Source organism: Kitasatospora purpeofusca, from assembly GCF_036010405.1.
Taxonomy (GTDB): Bacteria; Actinomycetota; Actinomycetes; order Streptomycetales; family Streptomycetaceae; genus Kitasatospora; species Kitasatospora purpeofusca.
Window position 1 is genome coordinate 8,346,528 of record NZ_CP108561.1, and the last position, 21,326, is coordinate 8,367,853.

Below are 21,326 nucleotides of genomic sequence, written 5' to 3' on the forward strand. Positions count from 1 at the left end.
GCGCTCGGGAAGAGAGGGAACGCAGGACCCCGGCCCAGGACACCTCGGCCCTGTGCGGCTTGCGGTGGTCGATCCTGATCTCGCAATTACGGTCTGCGCCCGGAATGCATCAGAAGCCGCAAATACTGTCGCGAGGCAATGCTGTGGGCGCCGTGCGCGGTGGATCACGAGTGGGTCCGAACCGAAGTGACTGGGCTTCGGCTCCGGTGAATGGTCAGGTCGGAGACAAGCGACTGGCGGATTCCGGTTCATGGCGGGACACCAATGCGCCCTGGTCGACACGCCGTCACCATGGCAGCAGGGCGGGGAAGCCGCCCTCGGCTTCCCCGCCCTGCTGCTGCATGGTCAAGGTCAGTGCTACGGATTGCGTTCCGGTTGGAGGGTCCACTGCTGGTTGGCCTGCAGTCCGGGGCAGTCCCAGATCCCGACGCGGGTGCCCTGGTCGGTGGCCCAGCCCGGGAGTTCGAGGCACTTGCCGGCGGGGCTGTCGGCGGGGTCGACGGTGGCGGGCAGGTAGATCCGGCCGTCGGGTCGCATCGCCCACTTCTGGCCGGTCTTGCCGGTGCAGGTCGCGAGGACGACGGGGGCGCCGTTGCCGAGGACGTTGTCCTTGGTGGACAGGCAGTAGCTTCCGGCCCGGATGGTGCCGTCGGTGGCGAAGCTGAACCGCTGGTTGGCGGTCTGCCAGCAGTTGTAGATGGCGGCTTCGGCGCCGTCGCGGGGTCCGCCGATGGCGTCCAGGCATTGCCAGCTCACGCTGTTGGGGTGCACGGAGACGCTCGCGTCGGCGTAGCCGACGAGCTGCCAGTTGTCGAAGCCGTCGACCTTGTTCGCGGTGCCGTCGCTGCTCTTTCCGGGGAAGACAGCGATGGCATTGGTGTTGTCGACGACCCAGAGGTCGGGGTAGCCGTCGTTGTTGAGGTCACCGGCGCCGATGCGCGGGTGGCTGCTCGGAAGGAGTCCGGACCCGGAGAGGATCAGGGTGCCGGAGTCGGGCTTGGTGAGAGCCGTGTAGTCGACCGTGCCGTCGGCGTTCCAGGCCAGTGGGTAGGCGTAGATGTTGCCGTCGCTGCGGTTGCGTGCCCAGAGGGTGGTCTGGTTCGCGTTCGCCTTGGTGAGGGGGTTGGTGGTGGCGCCGTTCGCCGCGCCGGGGTTCAGGAGCTCGTAGTCGCTCCAGCTGCCGGAGGCGGTGGGGATCAGGGTCGCGCCGGTGAGGAGGTTTCCGGCGGGGGTGAAGACGTAGAGCTCGTTGTTCTCCAGGGTCATGATCGACGTCTGGGTGGTGAAGACCGTCTTCGTCGGGTCGCCGACCTTGGGGCCGACGGCCTCGCCCTTGGGAGTGCCGAAGGCGATCACCTGGGAGACGTTGCTCCAGCCGGTACTGCTGCTGTAGCCGGGGCACGCCGTGGTGGTGCCGTAGACCTTGCAGCTGGTGGGCCGGGTCGGGGCGATCGGGGTGGTCTGGTCGAACCGTCCGGTGCCGTCGTTGGGGATGACGTAGAGCACCTTCCTCAGCTCGTCCGAGGCTCCGGTGTAGTGGACGACGAGCTGGTCGACGGCCTGGCCGGCGAGGAGGGCGCCGTGGTGGCTGATCTGGTAGTCGGCCCAGGTCGCGCCGTACTGGAGGTTGCCGGGTGCCGCCGCGGCGGGGGCGACCAGGGAGTTCATCGGGTCGACGGTGCCGCCGATGATCCGCAGGTCACCGCTCTTGTCGGTGAGGACGATGTCCGGCTGCTGGTCGTTGGTGACGTCGCCGAAGAGCGGCTGGGTGCCGGGCTTCCACGGGGCGTAGAAGTTGTAGACGGCCGGCTGGCTGTAGTTGCCGGCGTTGTCCATGGCCCACGCGTAAAGGGTGTTGGTGCCCCAGCGGCGCGGCTGGAAGTCGTAGGGCTGCCCGGGCGAGACGGTGTTGTTCTGGCCGCAGCGCCAGCCGACGACGGGGGTCGGGTCGGTGCTGACCCGCAGGCAGGCGATGCCGGAGGCCTGCAGACCCGCGCCGGGCGCGGGGTCCTCGCCGTTGATCCAGAACCTGCCCCAGTCGTTCATGTACTTGGCCGGGCTGGGGTTGGGGGTGCCGGACGGCGGGAAGTCCGTCGAGCTGATGCTGACGCGAGGGTTGGTCCTGTCCACCCGGAAGTAGCACCAGGCACTGGAGGGCGAGGTGAGGAGCTCGTCGGTGGAGCGGGCGAGCCAGCCGTACTGGTGGCCGTCGGACAGGGAGCCGACACCCGCCGTGGGCCCGGGGTCGTTGTAGCTTCCGCCCCATGATCCGGGCACCGCACTGAAGTTGGGGTCGTTGTCGTCCCACATCTGGTAGCCGGTGTAGAGGGGCTGCCCGGCGGGGGACCAGCTGTTGGCGGTGAGGTAGATGTTCTGGTTGCTGCCGACCCAGCCGGGGTTGTCCCAGGGCTGGGTGCCGCCGCTGGTGCACTCGGCGGTGCTGTTGTTGCCGGCGAAGCCGGGCGCGGGCGAGGTCCGCGGGTACCAGATCGTCGGGGCGATGTCGTAGGTCGTGGTGATCGAGGGATTGCTGGCGAGGTGGTGCCGGTAGAGCTTCTCGAACTCACTGCCCTGGGGTGCGATCACCGCGGCCCACGAGGGCCACTGGCCTCCGATCGCCTGCTTCATCGTCTCGGTGACGTCGAAGGCCAGCGGGCCGGTGCCGGTCAGCGACTCGGTGTCGCTCACAGCAGGGCAGTTCTGCATGACGACCCTGCCGTCGGTGCCGCAGGGCTGGTTGTTCCAGCTGGTGTGCTCGTGGATCGGGCCGGGGGCGGAGTAGACCACGAAGGGTGTGTTGGTCCCGGGGCTGGAGGCTGCGGTGACCTGGGCATTGAGGGTGGAGCTGTAGATGGTCGGGGCGCTGTCCGCGCCGCTCGGCTTGGTGTAGAGGGCCGGGTTGATGCCGAACTGGAAGTAGGCGCGCTGGCGGCCGAGCGTCCCGCAGTCCAGGTTCGGATCGCTGCTGCGGTAGCCGCAGTAGCCGGTGGCGAGGTTGGACTTCTTGTTGAAGTTCTCGGATCCCTTGTGGTTCTCCTGCACCTCCACCGAGCCCTGGGAGGAGCTGGTCGCCTCCACCAGGGAGGGGTCGAGGTACCACGGGCCGTCACCCGATCCCAGGGCGCCCGGGTTCGGGGTGAGCTCGATCGCCGCAGGCGTGACCTTGGTGGCCATCACCGCGACGTTGGCGCCGTCGCCCGGCTCCTCCGCGATCGACGGGGTTCCGGTGACGCCCTCCGTGCCTGTGCCCGCGGGTGCAGCCGAGAGCGCCGTCCGGGCGACGGACCGCGTGGCCCGCTCTGCGGTGGCGGGGGAAGCGGCGGGCTTGCTGGAGTCCCACTGGAGGGGTGCTGGGGAGCGGAAGCGTATGGAGCCCCGGTCGTCGACGACCGTGATACCACCGGCCTGGTCGGCGGACACGGAAAGGCCCTGTGCGGACACCGGGAAGGTCAGTGACTTCAGGGCCGGGCTCTCGGCGGCCTCCTTGGTGCGCACGACGATGACGTCCCGCCAGCCGCCCTGGGGCAGGGCGCTCAGACGCAGGTCGACACCGGGAAGGACATCGGTGTACACGGCGTCGGCGCCGGACACCGACGGCTTGGGCAGCGGGAACGGCGCCTTGACGGCGAGGCTCTTGCCGTCGTCGGTGGTGACGGTGGCCATCGGTCCGGTGCCGCCGCCGGAGAACCTCAGCCCGACCGTCGACACGGCCGGGCTCAGAGTCCCGTCGGCGTTGGCCCGCAGCGCGGGATCGATGTCCGCCCAGGCCCCTCCGCGCTTCGTCCGTACGGTCTGCGCGTTGTCGGTCGTGGTCAGCGTCCCACTGGGATTGGCGGTGGTCGTCGAGACCTCGGTGGTCAGCGCCTCGACGGTGACGGGCTTGCCGGTCGACCTGGCCTTGGTAATCGCGTCCAGGGTCGCCTGCTGCTCGGCCGTGCGCGGCGGAGCCGGCTTCGAGGGGACGAGCGGGGCCAGGCCGGCCGTCGGACCGTGCTGCGAACCGGCGGCGGGAGTCGGAGCCGCAGCCATCGCGGCGGGCGCGGACAACGTTGCCAGGCTCAGGGCGCAGCCGGTCGCGAGGGCGGTGAGGCGAAGAGGGTTCAGGCGTCTCGATGAAGAAGATGGCGAAGATGTAGCTCTACGTGATGCGACTGCCATGGCGATTCGGCGCTTCCTCCAGGTCGGCGCGACACTGCTGTGTCCGTTCGGAGGGGAACGATGTGCCCTGACCTGGGGGTACGTCAAACGGGCGACATCATTGTGGCTAAATGTCCGTTGTGTGGGCGTTTTTGAGATCAAGACTTCATAAACATCTCGACTGTGATGTTCCGGCAGGCAGCTTCGTGTCAGCTCCTGCACATATCGTCACGTCGACCATGACACGGCTGTGTGCCTCGGTGTCATGGCAGTGAATCCACGAGGAGATCTGACGATGGCTTGGCCTGCCCGTATACGGGCCGGAAGACCAGCGGGACACCGATGGCGGTCACCCGTAGTAGCGGCAGTGGTCGCCCTGGCGATGACTGCGGTGACCGCACCACCGGCACTTGCATGGACCTATCCCACTCCGAAGGGGAAGGTCTGGACACCCCCGAACACACCGCTGGGTGACAAGACCGTTCCGGTCAAGGGGCGGGACGTCAGCCCGACGGCACCCCCTGTGGCCAAGGCGCCCGCGTGGAAGCCGGAGCCGGCTGCCCCATTGGTGACCGGCACCGCAGTGGTGACGCTCGGAGCGGAGAGCCCCGAGGCTTCGGCCGCGCGCGCCGCCACCGGGGGCGCCTCGCCCGCCTCCGGCGGGGCGGTCGGCACGAAGGCCGGAAACCTGGCTGTCAGGGTCGCGCCCGGTAGTGACCCGGACGAAAGCGCCCGTGCGGTCGCCGTTCAGGTCACCGCGCAGGACAAGGGCACGGCCGCCGGTGTCACCGGTCCGCTCGTGGCCCTGAGCGACGCAGGTTCCGACGGGAGCGGGGGGCGCACGGCGAACGTCACCCTCGACCTGAAGGCGCTGCAGGCGGCCGGGTGGTCCGAACGCGCCGAACTCGTCGCCCTGCCGGCCTGTGCCCTCACCGCCCCGGACATGCCCGAGTGCCGGACGCAGACACCGGTCGCCTCGAAGGCCGACGGCCGCGGTGGGATCACCGCCGAGGTCACGCTGCCGCCCGCGCAGGCCTCTGCGCAGCACAACGGCGCCGTCAAGGCGTCATTCAGCACGGACTCCATGTCCTCCCGGGCGCTCGCTGCCGCTGCCCCGTCCGGCTCCGGCGGCGGCTCGGTGGTTCTCGCTGCCGCGCCCTCGCCCTCGGGGTCCCTGGGCAACTACAAGGCGACGTCCCTCTCCCCGTCTTCGGCCTGGAGCGCCGGGTCGAACTCGGGCAACTTCACCTACGGCTACCCGATCCAGGTGCCGCCCGCTCTCGGCGGTTCTACCCCGCCGGTGGCACTCGGCTACAACTCCGCCGACGTCGACGGCAAGACCTCGGCCTCGAATGCCCAGCCCTCCTGGATCGGCGACGGTTGGGGATACGAGCCCGGCTTCATCGAGCGGTCCTACAAGTCGTGCGACAAGGCCGGTATCACCGGCTCGCCGGACCAGTGCTGGGGCGGGCAGAACGCCACGCTCTCGCTGAGCGGCCACTCGGGTGCCATCGTGCGCGACGACGCGAGCGGCGTCTGGCACCTGGAGAACGACGACGGCACCAAGGTCGAGCAGCTCACCGGGGCCCCCAAGGCCGCCGGCGACATCGCCTACCAGGGCATGGAGTACTGGCGGATCACGACCCCGGACGGCGTCCAGTACTACTTCGGCCTCAACCACCTGCCGGGCGGTGACGCCGGCGACCCGGCTGCGAACTCCGTGCTGACCGAGCCGGTGTACTCGCCGAACAGCGGCGACCCCTGCTACAACTCCGGTACCGGCAAGAACTCCTGGTGCCAGATGGCATGGCGCTGGCAGCTCGACCACGTCGTGGACCCGCACGGCAACCTGATCACCTACAAGTACGCCACCGAGGGCAACAAGTACAAGCGCGGCAACGTCCAGAGCGGCGGCAAGGGCGTCCTCACGGACTACCAGCGGTCCGGGTACCTCACGGAGATCGCCTACGGCCAGCGCCTGGACGAGCAGAAGGCGGCCAAGGGCAAGGCCAAGCCAGCCGCGCGGGTGCAGTTCGCCGTCGCCGAACGCTGCACACCCAACGGGTCGATCACCTGTGCCGAGGCGCAGCGCACCACGGCCAACGCCGCCGCCTGGCCCGACACCCCGATCGACCAGATCTGCACCGACAACACCTGCGTCAACTCCGCGCCGACGTTCTTCACCACCAAGCGCCTGACCACGATCACCACGCAGGTCCTGGTCGACGCCGCCTATCGGACCGTCGACACCTGGAACCTCAACCAGCAGCTCGCCGACCCCGGTGACGGCACCAAGCGTCTGCTGCAGCTCGACTCGGTCCAGCGGGTTCCGAGCAACGGCCAGGCGGAGGTCAAGAACCTGCCCCTGGTGCTGTTCGAGTACAAGATGCGGGCCAACCGTGTCGACGGTCTCGTCCCGGCCGAGAAGATGTTCATGCGCCCACGCATCCAGGGCATCACGACCGAGACGGGCGGGCGCATCGACGTCGTCTACACCGATCCCCAGTGCTCCCGGGTCGAGAACCGCATGCCGGCCTCCGAGGACAACAACTCTCTGGCCTGTATACCGATCAAGTGGTACTTGCCGGGTCAGTCCTCGCCCGACCCGGTCAACGACTGGTTCGACAAGCCCCTGGTGAAGACTGTCGTCGAGCAGGACCTCGTCAGTTCCCCCAGCGTCTCCCGGGTGACCGAGTACACCTACAACGGCGGGGCGGCCTGGCACCGCAACGACGCGGAGTTCACCGACCCCAAGACCCGGACCTGGAACCAGTTCCGCGGCTACCAGTCGGTGACCACCACGACCGGCAGCGGCGACAGCAGCGAGGCGCCCAAGACCCAGCAGAAGGTCACCTACCTGCGGGGCATGGTCGGCGACTACCTCGCCGACGGCAAGACCCTGCGCACCGTGCCCCCGGTAACGAGCCCGCTCGGCGGTACCGTGACCGACAGTGCTCAGCTCTCCGGCCGCGTCGTCGCCACGGAGACCTTCGACCGGGCCGACGGCAGCGTGGTCGCGGTCTCCGGAAGCACCTACAACGGGCAGCAGAAGTCCGCGACCCACGCCCAGAGCGCCGGGGCACCCCAGCTCCTCGCCTGGCGCCCGGACTCCGAGACCACCAGCATCACCAGAGTCAGGCTCGCCGACGGCAGCTGGCGCACCACCACCACGGTCACCACCAGCGAGCCGGCCAACGGCAACCGCGTCGTCAAGGTCGACGACAAGGGCGACGGCACCACCGCCACCCCCGAACTCTGCACCACCACCGGCTACGCGACGAGCGACAACCCGCAGCTGCTCACGCTCGTCTCCGAGCGAACCACGCTCCAGGGGCCCTGCGGTGCTAAGGCCACCTCGGCCAACACCCTGTCCAGCGGCCGCACGCTCTACGACGGCAGGCCCTTCGGCCGGGCCGGCCCGACCGGCGATTCGACCGGCAACCTGATCCTCGACCACTTCGACCAGGCCGGGAACCCGGTCTACGCCCACGGCGGCAGCGCGACGTTCGACGTCTACGGTCGGACCCGGACCACGGCCACCACCGACGGCTCCACCTACAACAACGCCGGAACGCAGCTGAGCGGCCCGTCCGTCACCCCGACGGTCACGACCACAGCGACCACCCCCGCCACCGGCGCCCTTCCGACCCAGGTGCAGACCACCGGCCCGATGGGCGCGGACTGGACGACCACCACCACGCTCGACCCGGCCCGCGGGTCCGCGCTGACCAGCACCGACGCCAACGGCCGCGTCATCACGGCGCAGTACGACGCCCTGGGACGGCTCACCGCCGTCTGGGCGCCGGACCGTCCGACCTCGGACCTGCCGAGCCGCAGGTTCACCTACGAGCTCAAGGGCACCGCGGGACCGTCTGCTGTCACCACGGAGTCGCTCAACGACGACGCGGCCACGTTCGCGGTCAACGTCGACCTCTACGACGGCCTAGGCCGGGCCCGCCAGAGCCAGCGCACCAGCGACGCCCGGCCGACCGGGCGACTGATCACCGACACCGTCTACGACACGCACGGCTGGGCCATCAAGACCTCCTCCGCCTACTACGAGGAGAAGTCCTTCCCCACCACGTCGATCTTCGTACCGGCGGCCGACGGCCAGATCCCGGGCCAGACGTGGAACACCTACGACGGCAACGGGCGCGTCGTGCAGGCGGAGTTCCGCTCCTACGGCAACCCCCAGTGGGCCGCCACCACCGCCTACCCCGGTGCCGACCGGACCGACACCGTCCCGCCCAGCGGCGGCATGCCGGCCTCGTCAGTGACCGACGCACGGGGCCGGGCGACCGCCCTGTGGCAGTACCGCACCCCGACCGCGACCGGCAACCCCGCCGACGCGGACGTCACTACCTACACCTACACGCCCACCGGCCAGCCCGCTTCCCGCACCGACAGTAGCGGCAACACCTGGACCACCACGTACGACCTGCGAGGGCGCAAGGTCTCGGCGTCGGACCCGGACACCGGTCTGAGCCAGGTGTTCTACGACGTCAACTCGCGCATCGACCGCACGGTCGATGCCAAGGGCAACACCCTCGCCTACACCTACGACCTGCTCGGCCGCAAGACCGGCACGTACGGCGACAGCGTCACGCCCGCGAACCAGCTGGCGGCCTGGACCTACGACACCCTCGCCAAGGGACAGGCCACGGCCTCCACCCGCTACGTCGGCGGTAGTGAGGGCGCGGCCTACACCACGGCTGTGACCGGGTACGACACCGGCTACCGGGCGCTCGGCGCCTCCATCACCATCCCGGCCGCGGAAGGACCGCTCGCCGGCACCTACACCACCACCAACAGCTACAGCCCGGTCCTGGGTGCCGTCACCGAGACGGCCGTCCCCGCCGCAGGCGGGCTCCCGGCGGAGTCGATCACCTACGGCCGGACCATCACCGGCCTCCTTGTCGGATCCGCCAGCCTCGAGCAGGCCGTCGTCGCCCAGGTCGACTACGACGCCCTCGCCCGCCCGATCCGGACAACGGTCGGCGACTACGGTACCCAGGTCGTTTCCACCCAGCAGTACGACTGGGCCACTGGACGGGTCATCAACTCCTTCCTGGACCGGCAGCTCGGAACCGCCTCGGTCGACCAGACCACCTACACCTACACCCCGTCCGGCCGGATCACCTCCGTCACGGACGTCCAGGACGCTTCCGCGACCGACACCCAGTGCTACACCTACGATCACCTGGGACGGCTGACGGGAGCCTGGACCGACACCGGAGGCACCTCCACCACCGCCGACTGGACCGACTCCAACGGCGTCACCCACGGCACCGGTGGCTCCGCCACCGTTCCCGGCATTGGCAGCTGCAACAACGCCAACGGCCCCGCCGCCGTCGAACCGGGTGGGCGCACCGTCGGTGGGCAGGCGCCGTACTGGAACACCTACAGCTACGACGCGACGGGCAACCGGACCGGACAGGTCCAGCGCGACATCACCGGCAACGCGTTCAACGACACCACCACCAGCCAGACCTTCGGGGCGGCGAGGAGTACCAACACCCCGACCAACGCCGCCAACACCGGCGGGGGAACCGGCGGGCCGCACGCCCTCCTGACCTCCACCGCCACCGGCCCGGCCGGCACCAGGGCCGTCGGCTACCAGTACGACGCTGCGGGCAATCCCACGGCGATCACCGACACGGGTGGCACGGCAACTCTGGCCTGGAACCGTGAGGGCAAGCTCGACTCGATCAGCTCGACCGGCGCGGCCGGAACCACGAGCTACGTCTACGACGCGGACGGCAACCAGCTCATCCGCCGCAACCCCGGCCGGACCACGCTCAACCTGCCCACCGACGAGCTCACCCTCGACACGGCCACCGGCGCCCTGAGCAACGTCCGCTCCATCGGGGGCGGAGGCGGACTCACCTACACGCGGGTCACCTCGGCCATCGGCGGCGGCAACATCGTCATCCAGGCCGCGGACCCGCACGGCACCAACGGCGTCCAGATCAACACCGACGCCAACCAGACCGTCACCCGTCGCCCCACCGACCCCTTCGGCAACCCACGCGGCAACCAGCCCGCGACCTCCGACTGGGCCGGCAGCAAGGGCTTCGTCAGCGGTACCAAGGACGAGGCCACCGGGCTGACCAACCTCGGAGCCCGCCAGTATGACCCGCTCCGTGGCCGCTTCATCAACCCCGACCCCATTCTCGACCCCGCCGATCCGCAGCAGTGGAACGGCTACGCCTACAGCGAGAACGACCCGGTCAACCTGAGTGACCCCAGCGGCTACAAGTCCGAGGAATGCGGGACCCTTTACGACTGTGGCTCGGCGGGCACGATCACGACGAGCAACGCCGCCGAGACCACTTCGACCTACACGCCCGAGAACGCCCAGAAGCGCTACTACGAGGAGAGCCTCGCGGCGACCCTCGGCCCCGTTGCGAAGCGCAACTGGATCAGTGACCAGGTCAGCAAGAACAACGCGTCAATGCACGGCTGGGGCAACGGCGTCAAGAAGAAGTCCATCGCCGAGAAGGCCGGAGACTTCGCCGACGGTTTCGGCCTCGTCGGTGGCGGCTTCGTAACTGACGCTCTCTCGGCTGCATCCCACCTCGGCCAAGGGCAGTTTGGCGAATTCGGATGGGACGTCGTCGGAGCTGTACCTGCCATCGGCGACCTGGCAAAGGCGAACCACCTGAAGAACAAGGCGGATGACCTGCTTGCCGCCGCAGCCGCATGCCAGCGCCACAGTTTCCCCCCCGACACCCTCGTCCTGATGGCGGACGGAAGCACACGCCCCATCGAGGACGTGAAGCCTGGCGATGCAGTCGCGTCGTCCGACCCCCAGACTGGTGAGTCGGCCTCCAAGCCGGTTACCGCGAAGATCATCACCCCGAACGATACGGAGTTCACCGAGCTCACTGTCACCGACGGAAGCACGCCGACCACCATCGTCTCGACCGCCCACCACCCCTACTGGGACGAGACCACACAACGCTGGACCCCGGCAGCACAACTCCAGCCGGGCCACCGCCTCGCCACCGTCGACCACGACACCCTGACCGTCCTCGCCGCTCGTAACTACACCACCACCCCCCAGCGCGCCGACGACCTCACGGTCGATGACCTCCACACGTACTATGTACTGGCTGGCAGCACGCCGGTCCTCGTTCATAACTGCAATGATTTGCCGGAGGGATACACTTCATCACCTGCGCTGAAGGGCGATCCGTACCACCCGGATTCAGTTGCTGGCCGGAGCGCGGCGAATCAAGAACTGTACGGCGCAACCCCCCGCGATCTGGCTGCGAATCTGGGATACAAGACACGAATTCCGGCCCAGAAAGCACCCTTCGACTCTCATGGTCAGGAAGTGTTCTCAAACGGCAAGAATTACATCACTCCTGACGTCGATGGTCACAATGTCACCGGGGGATGGAAGATGTTCAACCGCCGCGGTGTGCGTATTGGGACCTATGATGGCGACCTGAACTATCTCAAGGAGTAACGTGTTTGCGATTGAATTGGAATCGCAGGAGTCTTCCGGGGATATGACCGGAAGCCTCACGGAGGCGGTCGGGCGAATCGTGATTGGCGATTTCGTGGAGTCCTTCAGGGTGCCCCTGGGCTTCTGGAGCGAGTCTGACTATCGTCGGAGCTGGCATCAGGCTTTTGATGCGCTCAAGGGTGATCTGAACGCTAGGTCTTGCCTGATGGTCTCCATGACGGATCCGGAGAGCAGTAATTTTCTGACATGTTGGCCGATGTATCGTGATGGCGAGAACGTCTACATTCAAAATGCCATAATTTTCCTTGACGAGCTCGAATCGAGTTTCGATATTGGAGAGCCGTGGGCTTCCATTGGACCCCGTTGCGCCATTGATGAAGACGGAAATAAGATTTCCGAATGGGTGGCGCCCATGGATTCCGTGAGGGATTTCTTCGAATAAATTCATAGCTATCCCCTCGGGTTCGCATCGCAGGGGATCTATGGGTAGTGGCGCTCCTTTCGGGTGATCGGAAAGGAGCGCCCGCAGGCCCCGCCAGAATGGAATCTGGCGGGGCCTGCGGGGTGTCTGACGGCAGTAGTTGACGGCAACGTCAGCGGACGGGTGCTGCACAAAGCGGTGGTTCGTCGCCGTCGTCGGGTCGGGTGGCGGCCTCGTCGGGGTTGCGAAGGGCGTTGCCGAGGAGGTCGATGGCGTCGCGCTGGAGGCGGAGTCGGACGTGGGCGTACACCGTCGCGGTTACGCCGATGTGGGCATGGCCCAACAGTTCCTTGATGACGACGAGTTCGACGCCCTGTTCCAGGAGGAGGGTCGCCGCTGAGTGCCGGAGGTCGTGGAAGCGGATGCGGCGGAGGCTGGCCCGGCGGAGGAGGGTGTTGAAGTGTCGGGTGAGGGTGGCTCCCTCGATCGGGGCTCCGTCGGGCCGGGTGAAGACGTAGCCGCTGTCCTTCCAGCCCGCGCCAGCGGCTTCGCGTTCCTGGTGCTGCTGGTCGCGGTGCTGTTCGAGGGAGCGCACGCACGGCGTGGGCAGGGCGATGCGGCGTTCGGAGTTCTGGGTCTTGGTGGGCAGGGTGGTCAGGCCGCTGGAGTTGGTGCGTTGGAGGGTGCGGCGGATGCTGGCGGTTCCGCCGGCCAGGTCGAGGTCTTCCCAGCGCAGGCCGAGGAGTTCGCCCTTTCGGAGCCCGGTGCGCAGGGCGAGTTCGAACAGCGCGCTCAGTCGGTGGCCGCTGGTGGCGGCGAGGAATGCGCGGGCTTCCTGGGTGGTGAGGGGTTCGAACCGGCGGGGGCGGGGTGTGCCCATGCGGACGTTGCGGGCAACGTTGCGGGGGATCTCCTCCTCCCGGACGGCGTGCTCCAGGGCGGACTTGAGCACGGAGTGCACGTAGGCCAGCGTCAGCGGGGACAGCCGCTTGGAGCAGCACTTCCCGATCGCGCAGCACTGGGCCTGGTCGCGGGTGGTGTCGAGGCTGCGTGCGCAGCATTGGCAGGTGGTGCGGAGTTGGTCGAGCCAGGTGCGGACGTCCTTGGCGGTGAGCTTGGCGAGCTTCTTCTTGCCGAGGCCGGGGATGAGGTAGAGGCGGGTGCAGGCGGTGTAGCGGGTGTGGGTGTTCTCACGAAGCCGGTGGACGGCAACGGTCTCCAGCCAGTAGGTGAGGAACGCTGCGACGCTGCCCTGCGCGGAGGGGGCCGGGACTCCGCGGTTGCTGGTGGCGATCTTCTCGGTGAGCTTGGCCAGGGCGTCCTTGCGGGTGGTGCCGTAGACGCGGACCCGCTTGTGGGTGTCGCCGGGGGCGAGGACGTAGCCGGCGGCTTCCCAGCGGCCGTCCTTGCGCTGGTAGACGGTGCCGTCGCCGTTGGCACGGACGCGGCGGGAGGCGGGGGTGTCGCGGGGTGTGGTCATCAGGCGGCTTCCTGTTCGAGTCGGGTGCGGATGAAGTCGTTGAGGGCGTGGGTGGGGATGCGGCGGGCGCGGCCGAGGGTGATGGAGGCGAGCTGCCGGGTGCGGAGCAGGTCGTAGACGGCGGAGCGGCCGAGCTGGAGGCGGGCCATGACCTGGGGGACCGTCAGCAGCTCTTCGCCCGGGTTCGGAACCGTGAGCAGAGTGGTCATCAGCAGCCGCCCTCTGCGGTGAACTGTCGCTCCAGTTCTCTGTGGTGCCAGACGGCGGCGGCGAGGAGTTCCGCGCCGGGGCTGTAGCCCGAGCCGTGGTAGGCCCAGTGGCCGATGACGAGGGTTGTGCTCGGGTCGAGGTCGGGCAGGCCGGCGTGTGCACGAGCCTGTTCGGTGCGCCAGGCGCGGCGGTCGTCGCGCAGCGCGCCGAGGGTTACCGAGTAGCAGCGGGACTTGGTGGAGAAGTGGCCCCGGAAGCCGAGCATGTGCGCCCACTTCCAGAGCTTGAGGTCGGCGAACTCCGGGAGCTTGCCCAGCTCCCAGCAGGTGCGGATCATCTGCCGTACGTGGCGTTCGACGGCGAGGCGGGGCAGCGGCCGGGCCTGTCCGGTGCCGCCGCAGGCGGTGCATGTGACCGGGGTTCCGTGTGCGGTCAGGGTCATGCCGCGTCCCTGGCAGGGGCGGCAGAACAGGGCGCGGTCGAGAGCGCCGGAGGAGTCGGCGGACTTGGTGGCGTACTTGGCCACGTAGGCGGCGACCGCGTGATCGGTCAGCTCGGCGTCGGTTCCGAAGGCGGCGATCTCGCGCACGTCGAGCTGTTCGCCCCAGGCGAGTTCGCGTTCCCCGACCGCATCCGAGACGACGCTGATCGAGACGCGGGCGGCGGCGGCCCGGATGGCGTCGGCGAGCAGGGTGACTGTGGCGGACGGGGGCGGGGGCTGGGAGCTGCCGTCGGGGCCGTCGAGGCGGATCACGGCGTGGAAGTGGACCAGGCCGCGCTTCTGGTACTCGGCTACCTTGGCGAAGGAGACGCGCAGTACCGCGCGGGCCGTCTTCTGGGTCAGGTCGAGCCGGGCGGCGATCTCACGGCGCAGGTAGATCGTGAAGCGCGCCCACAGGGCTCCGGCGTGGGCGTTGAACAGCACCGCGCCCGGGTAGTCGTAGGACTTGGGGTCCAGCGGTGTGCCGAGCAGCGCGTCCGTGGGTTCGTGGCGCTTGCCGCAGCGGCAGGGCCGGAGGGCACCGCCCGTGTCGGTGGGGCGGTTGTGGACGGGGCCGAAGGACGGCGCGGTGAGGGTAGTGAAGACGCGGGGGTGGGTGCGGACGGTGTCCGGTACGCTCTTGCCGCCGGTCAGGCCCGCCCGGATCAGGTGGAACGTGTCGGCGGCGTAGACGCGGGAGCAGGCCGGGCAGCGCGAGGCGCGGCGGTTGCCGCAGGCCGTCAGCAGGCTGCCTGTGGGCTCGTCGGCGGTGGTGTAGGAGCGCAGTACCTCGCCGGTTGCCGTGTCGATGGTGGTGGTCTGGCCGAGCAGGCGCACGGGTTCGGTGCAGCCGCCGAGGCGGTCGATCTGCTGGTGCGCACGGTCGAAGTCGTGCAGGTTGACCAGGTGGATCAGGTCCCGCACGGCGGGGCTTGCCACGTGGCGCAGGTCCAGGGCGACCATGTCGGGGCGTGTCCCTTCTGTCGGGTGGGGTGGCCCCGAGCAGCAACCAGCCAGGCAGGAAGGCGTGTTGGTACTGCTCGGGGCATGGGAAGCCGAGCCCGGTCGGGCGGGGTCGGTCAGGTGGGGAAGAGGCCGGCGGGCTCAGGCGGAGAGCTGAGCGTGTGCGGCGGTGGCCAGCGGCAGAGTGACGCCCAGGCGGGCCTTCAGCTGACCGGGCGTGATGTGCTCGCCCTGTTCGGCGTGATGCGTTTCGGCAATGCGCCGGGCAGCCGTCAGAAGGGCCTCAGGGATGGCCGGGAGCGTGGCGGGCGCGGTCCTGTTGGCCAGCACGGGAGCAGGATCAGGCTCAGCGGTAGCGACTACCAGCGGGGCAGGTGTCAGCTCGGAGGCCAGTGCGAGGTCGGGCTCCGGTCCGGAGCCGAGCGATGCGAGCGGGTCCGGCAGGTGTTCCGCAGCCGGAACCGGGACGAGGGCCTCCGCCGGGTTCGAGGCGCTCAGGGCGTGGAAGTGGCGGAGGAACTGCGGGCCGACCTGGCCCCAGCCGAGCAGTAGCAGCGGGGCGACCGCATCGAGGGCGGCACGGCCGTAGTGTCCGGCTACCAGAGGTTCGGCGACGTTCAGCGCCAGGGTCAGCAGGCCGCACAGGTGCATCAACCGCGTCGCGGCCGTCAGCTCCTCCTGTGGGACGCCGCGCAGGGACAGCAAGCGCAGACCGACGAGGAGCCCGATCACGGACAGGTCAACCATGGGGGCGATCAGCGGCGCGACCGGGTGGGGCACCCCGAGGCGCAGGGCCAGTGCCCAGACGTTGCCGAAGGAGAACACGAACGCCAGCAGGGCGATGACCGCCATGACCACGGTCACGGTGCGCTGTGTGAGGCGATCCTCGGCCATCAGGCCAACTCTCCTTTCTTGATAGCGAGTTACATTGGTCGTCAGGCCGCTTCGGTCATCAGGGTGTCGGCGTCGTCGTCCATGAAGGCGGGCTTCCAGTCGACCGGGCCCGGGTAGACGTCGAGGTACGCGGCCGGGTCTTCGGTCAGGTGGGCGGTGTCGTCGGCGATCCGGGCCGCGTCGGCGTCGGACACGTACGGGGTGCGCACGCGGGTGAAGCCCGGACGGCCCTGCACTCCCATGGACGCCACCCCGACGTAGGCCGGGTCCTGGAGGTTGACCGGGTTCGCGTCCGGCCAGTTGCGGATGTCGTCCCCGAGCGCGGCCACGGAGGCTTCCGCCGTCTTCTGCGCGAAGGACAGCCCCAGCGGGCACACGTCCCGGATGAACGTCGGGATCGCGTCGCCGGTCGCCTTCTGGGTGGCCAGGATGACCATGATCCCGACGCTGCGGCCCTTCTTCACCAGGTCCTCGACCAGTCGGGCGTTCTCCGCCGACTGGGCAGCCAGCTTCTTCGTCTCGGCGTCGTTGCCCTTGTACTCGCGGAAGTAGGTGTGCGCCTCGTCGATGATCAGGATCGTCAGCGGCCAGATCCGGGACGGACCGACGTGCCACATGTTCTTCACGCCCAGCACGGCGCGGATGGACGAGGAACGGCCCCGCCGCAGCTTCACCATGCGCTTGAACAGCGCGTTGGCTTCCGCCAGGTCATCCCCGGCGAAGGCGAACAGGCGGGGCGCCAGATCGGCGTAGTCCCCCTCGTGGGCCGTGGAGACCTTGCCGTCCGCCACGGCGAACTGGACCGCGTCGGACGGGGCCAAGTCGCAGATGAGCTTGTTGATCAGCGATGTCTTCCCGAAGCCGGGCAGGCCGGCCACGGTCACACCGGGAACGTTCGCCAGCGGCAGGCTGACGTCGTCGGCGTACTCGTCCAGCCCGAGCCCCCACGTGTCCAGGCTCCCCGGCGCCGCGCCCGTGGGGACGTGCTCGGTCGCAGTTATGAGCGGGTCCAGACGCACGGCCCGGATCACCACCCGCCCGGGACCGTCCGGAAGCACGGAAACCCGTGTGCAGTGCCAGGCGTCGGCGAGGAAGCGCGCCGAGCGCTGGAACTCCTCCAGCCCCACCTTCGGCAGGCACTTGGCCCGCACCACCACCCCGAACCGGTCCGGCTTCACCTTGATCCGGGGTACCAGGACCCGGGGCTTGGGCGTTTCGCCCTCGCGGCTGACCAGCTCGGCCAGGAACGTCGGGGTCTTGTCGGTCACCGACAGGCCCGCCATCTTGGCCAGCCGCTCCCACCCGAACCGGATGCGCATCCCCTGCCGGATGCTCGCCCGGGTCTCACGATCGACCCGCAGGTACCGGACCAGGCCGACCACGGCCCACAGGACCGCCAGTGCGAGGACCGCCCCGATCAGAACCGGGGCGATCTCGTTCACATCCTTCACTTCACGCCTTCCGCGCTGTAGATGAACCCGAGGGCGAACCGGCTGCCGGTACCGGTTGAAACGGGCAGTCGGTAAGCCAATACCTTTACAGCGCAGCTCACTTGACTGCCTCCAAGCGGCCCGCCCGGTAGGCGATGCCCTCCGAGAGCTGGCCGTTGAAGATCCGCGCCCACGGCGTGGCGAACAGGTCCACCGGGCGCACCATGACGCCCGGCTTGAGCCCGTCGGGAAGGCCGGACTGCGGGACGGTGAGCTTCATGACCTCCGCGCGCCCCTCCTCCATGAGCATCACCGTGACCGTGAACAGGTGCTCGCCCGTCTCGCGGTCGGTGGCGATCTCCCCGGTCTGCGGGTCCTTGATCTTCGGCGTCGCATCGGTGCCCGTCATGCAGACGGCAGAGGGCAGCAGTCCGACGCGAATCCTGGTCATAGCCATGGCAGTTCCCTTGTTCGGGGGTCGCTTGTTCGACCTGCCAGAACCCTAGCCGCACAAGTGAAACAAGCGCAACAAGCGATACACATGGAACACACGCTGGTATCGCTACAGCCGAGACAAGCCCCCGGTTCATGTGTCATCTGTGCTAGGGCCCCGCTACCCTCGGAGGCATGACGCTGCCGTTTGAAGAGGACTCCCGGCCCCCGTATATGCAGGCCGCCGCTGCCCTGCGTGCCGAGATCCTTGAAGGCCGGCTGGCCCCTGGGGACAAGCTCCCGACGGCGCGCGAGCTGCAGGACAAGTACGGGCTCGCCAGCTCGACCATCCAGAGCGCCCTACGCGTGCTCAAGGACGAAGGGCTGATCTACTCCGTCCAGAGCCGGGGCAGCTACGTCCGGCAGCGAGCGGGCTCAAAAGCCAAGCCTGGTATCGAAGTTGTCAAGAGAAGGTCGGTCGTTGCCGAAGCCATGAGCGACGCCATGGATGACTTCATGCAGACTCTGGGCTTCAGTCAGGAGTTCATTCACGCCGGGCGCCCGGAGCGGTCCTATCTCGTCCAAGGGCAGCCTGGCCCAACCTCCCAGAATCCTGTGGAGGCCGTAGGGGAGAAGGCGACCTCTGAGCAGACGACGGCCGAGCGGATCAAGGAACTGACCGAGGACGAGCTGACTCAGCAGGCGGTTGCCCTGATCGGCGAACTCCGACGCCTTGAGGGGATCTACCAGAAGGCCCAGGACACGGCCCGCCTGCTCGCAGAGGAGCTGTTCCATCGGCGGGAGGCTCGGGAACACCAGACCGAAGAGCCGCACACGCCTCAGTGAGGGCTCCCACCGCCCGCCAGGACCTCAGCTCCACCTCCACCGGACGACTGGGGGCACTGGATTCCGAGAAGGTGCCAGCCGCGCGCAGCAGCTCCAGGCGTATCCGCGGTGGCGAGGAAGACTGGCAGAGCCGGTAGAGCCGGAGCTGTTCAGAGTTTCTTTACTGGATCAAGGCGGCCCGCCACGGCGGGCCGCGCGCGTCCGGCCGGCGGGCCGCCGCACGCTCAAGGCGTCCCGCCCCGCTTAGCGGCGGCCCGCCGTCCAGGCGCGCAACAGCCAGCGCCAGCAGCCGCAGCCTGGAGGCACTACCTCAACCCAGGCCCTCCCTCCGAGGGACCAAGGGGCCGAGCGCACGTGCAGCGCCGTCGTGGTGGGGGTCGCGGGTCGCGCGGCAGGCCCCTCGCCGACCGGGCCCCGGAGGCGTACCAGGAACCCCCGGGGGCCGCCAAGGCCGAGCGCAAGCGTGCCGGAGGCAGCCTTGGCGGCCCCCGGAGAACCCTGGTGCGGCGAAGCTGCCCGACCGACGAGGGACCCACCCCGCTCAGGCCCCGATCCTGCCGGGGCACCGGCCCGGACCGGGGTCCGCTGGGCCGCGCGCGGACCGGTCTCGCGCAACTGCGCGCCGTGCGTGCCCCCTTGACGGGGTTACCGCCTGCGGGTGATGGTCGTGCAACGGTACGCAACCTACTGCACGTAAGAGGTCGTGATGGCTCTAAAGTTCCTCGGGATCTACCCCAACACCCCGGACGACGGTTCCCCGACCATCTGGCAGGACGAGGACACCGGCGACCTGGTGATCCAGTCGTGGAAGGCCGACGAGCAGACACTGCAGCAGTGCCAGGAGGTCGGCTCGGTCCCCGGGCACACCACCGACGTGCCCGCGCACGAGGCCGTCATCCGGCTGCCCGCGAACATGCTCCAGTTCCTTCCCCGCCCCGACAGCGAGGTCAACGGTGGCAACAGCGGTACGTGAGCAACTGGCCAAGGCCCAGCACTCGGCGGTGCACCTGGAGATGCGCGACAGCTACATGCGCGACGACCCGGAGTTCATCGCCTGGCAGCAAGGACACCGGCCCGACCCTGCCGACCGGGCCTCGTGGTGGCGCCCCTGGCTGGACGTGGTCGCCGAGGCCACCGGCCGGGGCCTGGTGATGCGCCGGGCCCGGATCGTCTCCGAGCCCATCAGCGACTACATCCGCTACGAGTACGACGGCACCTTCACCAACACCGCCGCAGGCGAGCAGGTCCGCTGGCTGCCCCGCCGGCAGACCCGCGACCTCGCCCTGCCCGGAGTCGACTTCTGGGTCTTCGACCAGACCACCGTCATCTTCAACCACTTCACCGGCGACGGCCAATGGGCCGAGCAGGGCATGGAGTTGAGCGAAGACCCGGCGCTGGCCAAGCTGTGCAGCACGGCGTTCGAGGCCGTGTGGGAACGAGCGATCCCGCACGCCCAGTACCAGCCCGCCTGAACGCCCGCCCACCACCTTCCATGGCCCTCTCGCACTCCTCCAGCGTCCAGCAGGCCCGCCAGGTCCTCGCCGACCGCCTCGGCGAGATCCGACGCGACGCCGGACTGACCGGGCGCGACCTCGCCCGCATCTGCGACTGGCACCCCTCGAAGTCCTCGCGGATCGAGAACGCGCGCACCCCGCCGTCCGCCGACGACATCCGCGCCTGGTGCCGCGCCTGCCGGGCCACCGAGCAGGCGGAAGACCTGGTCGCGAGCCTGCGAGCGGTCGAGGGCATGTTCGTGGAATGGCGGCGCATGGAACGCGCCGGACTGCGCCAGGCCCAGGAATCCCGGCTCCCGCTGTACGAGCGCACCAGGCGCTTCCGCTCCTACTCCTCCTGGCTCGTCCCCGGACTGATCCAGACCCGCGCCTACACCGCAGCAGCCCTGCACGCCATCCAGCAGCGACGCGGCCTGCACGACGACGTGGACCAGGCCGTCACCGCGCGCATCGAACGCCAGCGCGTCCTCTACGAGGGCGACCACCGCTTCGCCTTCCTCATCGAGGAATCCGTCCTGCGCTCCGGCATCGGCGGCAGCGAGGTCATGGCCGGACAACTGGGCCACCTGATCACCATCAGCTCCCTGCCCAACGTCAGCCTCGGCATCGTGCCCATGCGACCCGACCGCACCCGGTGGCCGGCCGAAGGGTTCTGGATCTTCGACGTCGCACAGGTCAACGTCGAGCTGATCTCCGGATACCTGACGATCACTCAACCCAGCGAGATCGAGCTGTACGCCGCAGCCTTCACCGAACTCGCCGACGCAGCGGTCTACGGCACCCGGGCACGCGCACTGATCACCGCCGCCATCGACACCCTCGGATAGAACCCCGTGCAACCTCGTAGCCCCTCCAGCGAACCGCTCCCTACCTTCGAAGAACCATGACCGACGAAGGCGAGGGGGACCATGGAGACGTCCGGGGAAGCGGCCGTGCAGGGGGAGCGTCCCGGCCCGGTGTGCGAGGAATGCGGCAGGCTCCGCGAGCAAGCGCGTGCCGCCGTGCTGTGCGGGGACCGGTCCCGGCTCAGCGACGTGCGCGTGA

General features: G+C 68.9%; 13 protein-coding genes. 6 read left to right on the top strand and 7 right to left on the bottom strand.

The window, feature by feature from the left end:
• Positions 1-357: 357 nt before the first annotated feature.
• Complete coding sequence (locus tag OG715_RS36340; RefSeq protein WP_266273020.1) at positions 358-4,047, bottom strand: RICIN domain-containing protein; 3,690 nt, start codon at positions 4,045-4,047, stop codon at positions 358-360.
• A gap of 658 nt (positions 4,048-4,705) precedes the next feature.
• On the opposite strand from OG715_RS36340, the gene OG715_RS36345 reads away from it, so the two are divergent.
• Together OG715_RS36345 and OG715_RS36350 are read left to right on the top strand one after the other, a co-directional pair.
• Positions 4,706-11,611 (top strand): polymorphic toxin-type HINT domain-containing protein, encoded by a 6,906-nt coding sequence (locus OG715_RS36345; RefSeq protein ID WP_266273019.1) that lies wholly within the window; start codon positions 4,706-4,708, stop codon positions 11,609-11,611.
• Between the two features lies 1 nt (position 11,612).
• On the top strand, positions 11,613-12,053 hold the full coding sequence (locus OG715_RS36350) for a hypothetical protein (protein WP_266273018.1): 441 nt from the start codon (positions 11,613-11,615) through the stop codon (positions 12,051-12,053).
• 151 nt (positions 12,054-12,204) lie between these two features.
• On the opposite strand, the gene OG715_RS36355 is transcribed toward OG715_RS36350, so the two are convergent.
• The 6 genes from OG715_RS36355 to OG715_RS36380 form a co-directional block, all read right to left on the bottom strand.
• Positions 12,205-13,512: a tyrosine-type recombinase/integrase gene (locus OG715_RS36355; protein ID WP_266273017.1), complete on the bottom strand. Its 1,308-nt coding sequence runs from the start codon at positions 13,510-13,512 to the stop codon at positions 12,205-12,207.
• Entirely contained in the window at positions 13,512-13,721 is a 210-nt protein-coding gene (locus OG715_RS36360; protein ID WP_266273016.1) for a helix-turn-helix domain-containing protein, read from the bottom strand. The genes OG715_RS36355 and OG715_RS36360 overlap by 1 nt, the downstream gene beginning before the upstream one ends.
• Complete coding sequence (locus OG715_RS36365; protein WP_266273015.1) at positions 13,721-15,166, bottom strand: replication initiator; 1,446 nt, start codon at positions 15,164-15,166, stop codon at positions 13,721-13,723. Before OG715_RS36365 ends, OG715_RS36360 begins: the two co-directional genes overlap by 1 nt.
• A 141-nt stretch (positions 15,167-15,307) precedes the next feature.
• The gene (locus OG715_RS36370) at positions 15,308-16,060 is read right to left on the bottom strand and encodes a DUF2637 domain-containing protein (protein WP_266273014.1); all 753 of its coding nucleotides are present in this window, start codon (positions 16,058-16,060) and stop codon (positions 15,308-15,310) included.
• Positions 16,061-16,101: 41 nt separating this feature from the next.
• The gene (locus OG715_RS36375; protein WP_266273013.1) at positions 16,102-17,511 is read right to left on the bottom strand and encodes an FtsK/SpoIIIE domain-containing protein; all 1,410 of its coding nucleotides are present in this window, start codon (positions 17,509-17,511) and stop codon (positions 16,102-16,104) included.
• A gap of 97 nt (positions 17,512-17,608) precedes the next feature.
• A complete protein-coding gene (locus OG715_RS36380) occupies positions 17,609-17,941 on the bottom strand; it encodes an SCO3933 family regulatory protein (RefSeq protein ID WP_380750361.1) in 333 nt (110 codons plus the stop codon).
• A gap of 176 nt (positions 17,942-18,117) precedes the next feature.
• Here OG715_RS36380 and OG715_RS36385 point away from each other — a divergent pair, with 176 nt between their 5' ends.
• The 4 genes from OG715_RS36385 to OG715_RS36400 all read left to right on the top strand — a co-directional run bounded on the left by OG715_RS36385 (position 18,118) and on the right by OG715_RS36400 (position 21,109).
• A complete protein-coding gene (locus OG715_RS36385; protein ID WP_266273012.1) occupies positions 18,118-18,768 on the top strand; it encodes a GntR family transcriptional regulator in 651 nt (216 codons plus the stop codon).
• A gap of 706 nt (positions 18,769-19,474) precedes the next feature.
• A complete protein-coding gene (locus OG715_RS36390; RefSeq protein ID WP_266273011.1) occupies positions 19,475-19,741 on the top strand; it encodes a hypothetical protein in 267 nt (88 codons plus the stop codon).
• Entirely contained in the window at positions 19,722-20,240 is a 519-nt protein-coding gene (locus tag OG715_RS36395; RefSeq protein WP_353962755.1) for a DUF6879 family protein, read from the top strand. Before OG715_RS36390 ends, OG715_RS36395 begins: the two co-directional genes overlap by 20 nt.
• A gap of 20 nt (positions 20,241-20,260) precedes the next feature.
• A complete protein-coding gene (locus OG715_RS36400; protein ID WP_266273010.1) occupies positions 20,261-21,109 on the top strand; it encodes a helix-turn-helix domain-containing protein in 849 nt (282 codons plus the stop codon).
• Positions 21,110-21,326: the final 217 nt, after the last annotated feature.

Coding starts and splice junctions, on each gene's coding strand:
- OG715_RS36365 (WP_266273015.1), bottom strand. CDS start 15,166: ATGGTCGCCCTGGACCTGCGCCACGTGGCAAGCCCCGCCGTGCGGGAC.
- OG715_RS36370 (WP_266273014.1), bottom strand. CDS start 16,060: ATGGCCGAGGATCGCCTCACACAGCGCACCGTGACCGTGGTCATGGCG.
- OG715_RS36385 (WP_266273012.1), top strand. CDS start 18,118: ATGACGCTGCCGTTTGAAGAGGACTCCCGGCCCCCGTATATGCAGGCC.
- OG715_RS36400 (WP_266273010.1), top strand. CDS start 20,261: ATGGCCCTCTCGCACTCCTCCAGCGTCCAGCAGGCCCGCCAGGTCCTC.
- OG715_RS36355 (WP_266273017.1), bottom strand. CDS start 13,512: ATGACCACACCCCGCGACACCCCCGCCTCCCGCCGCGTCCGTGCCAAC.
- OG715_RS36390 (WP_266273011.1), top strand. CDS start 19,475: ATGGCTCTAAAGTTCCTCGGGATCTACCCCAACACCCCGGACGACGGT.
- OG715_RS36360 (WP_266273016.1), bottom strand. CDS start 13,721: ATGACCACTCTGCTCACGGTTCCGAACCCGGGCGAAGAGCTGCTGACG.
- OG715_RS36380 (WP_380750361.1), bottom strand. CDS start 17,941: ATGACCAGGATTCGCGTCGGACTGCTGCCCTCTGCCGTCTGCATGACG.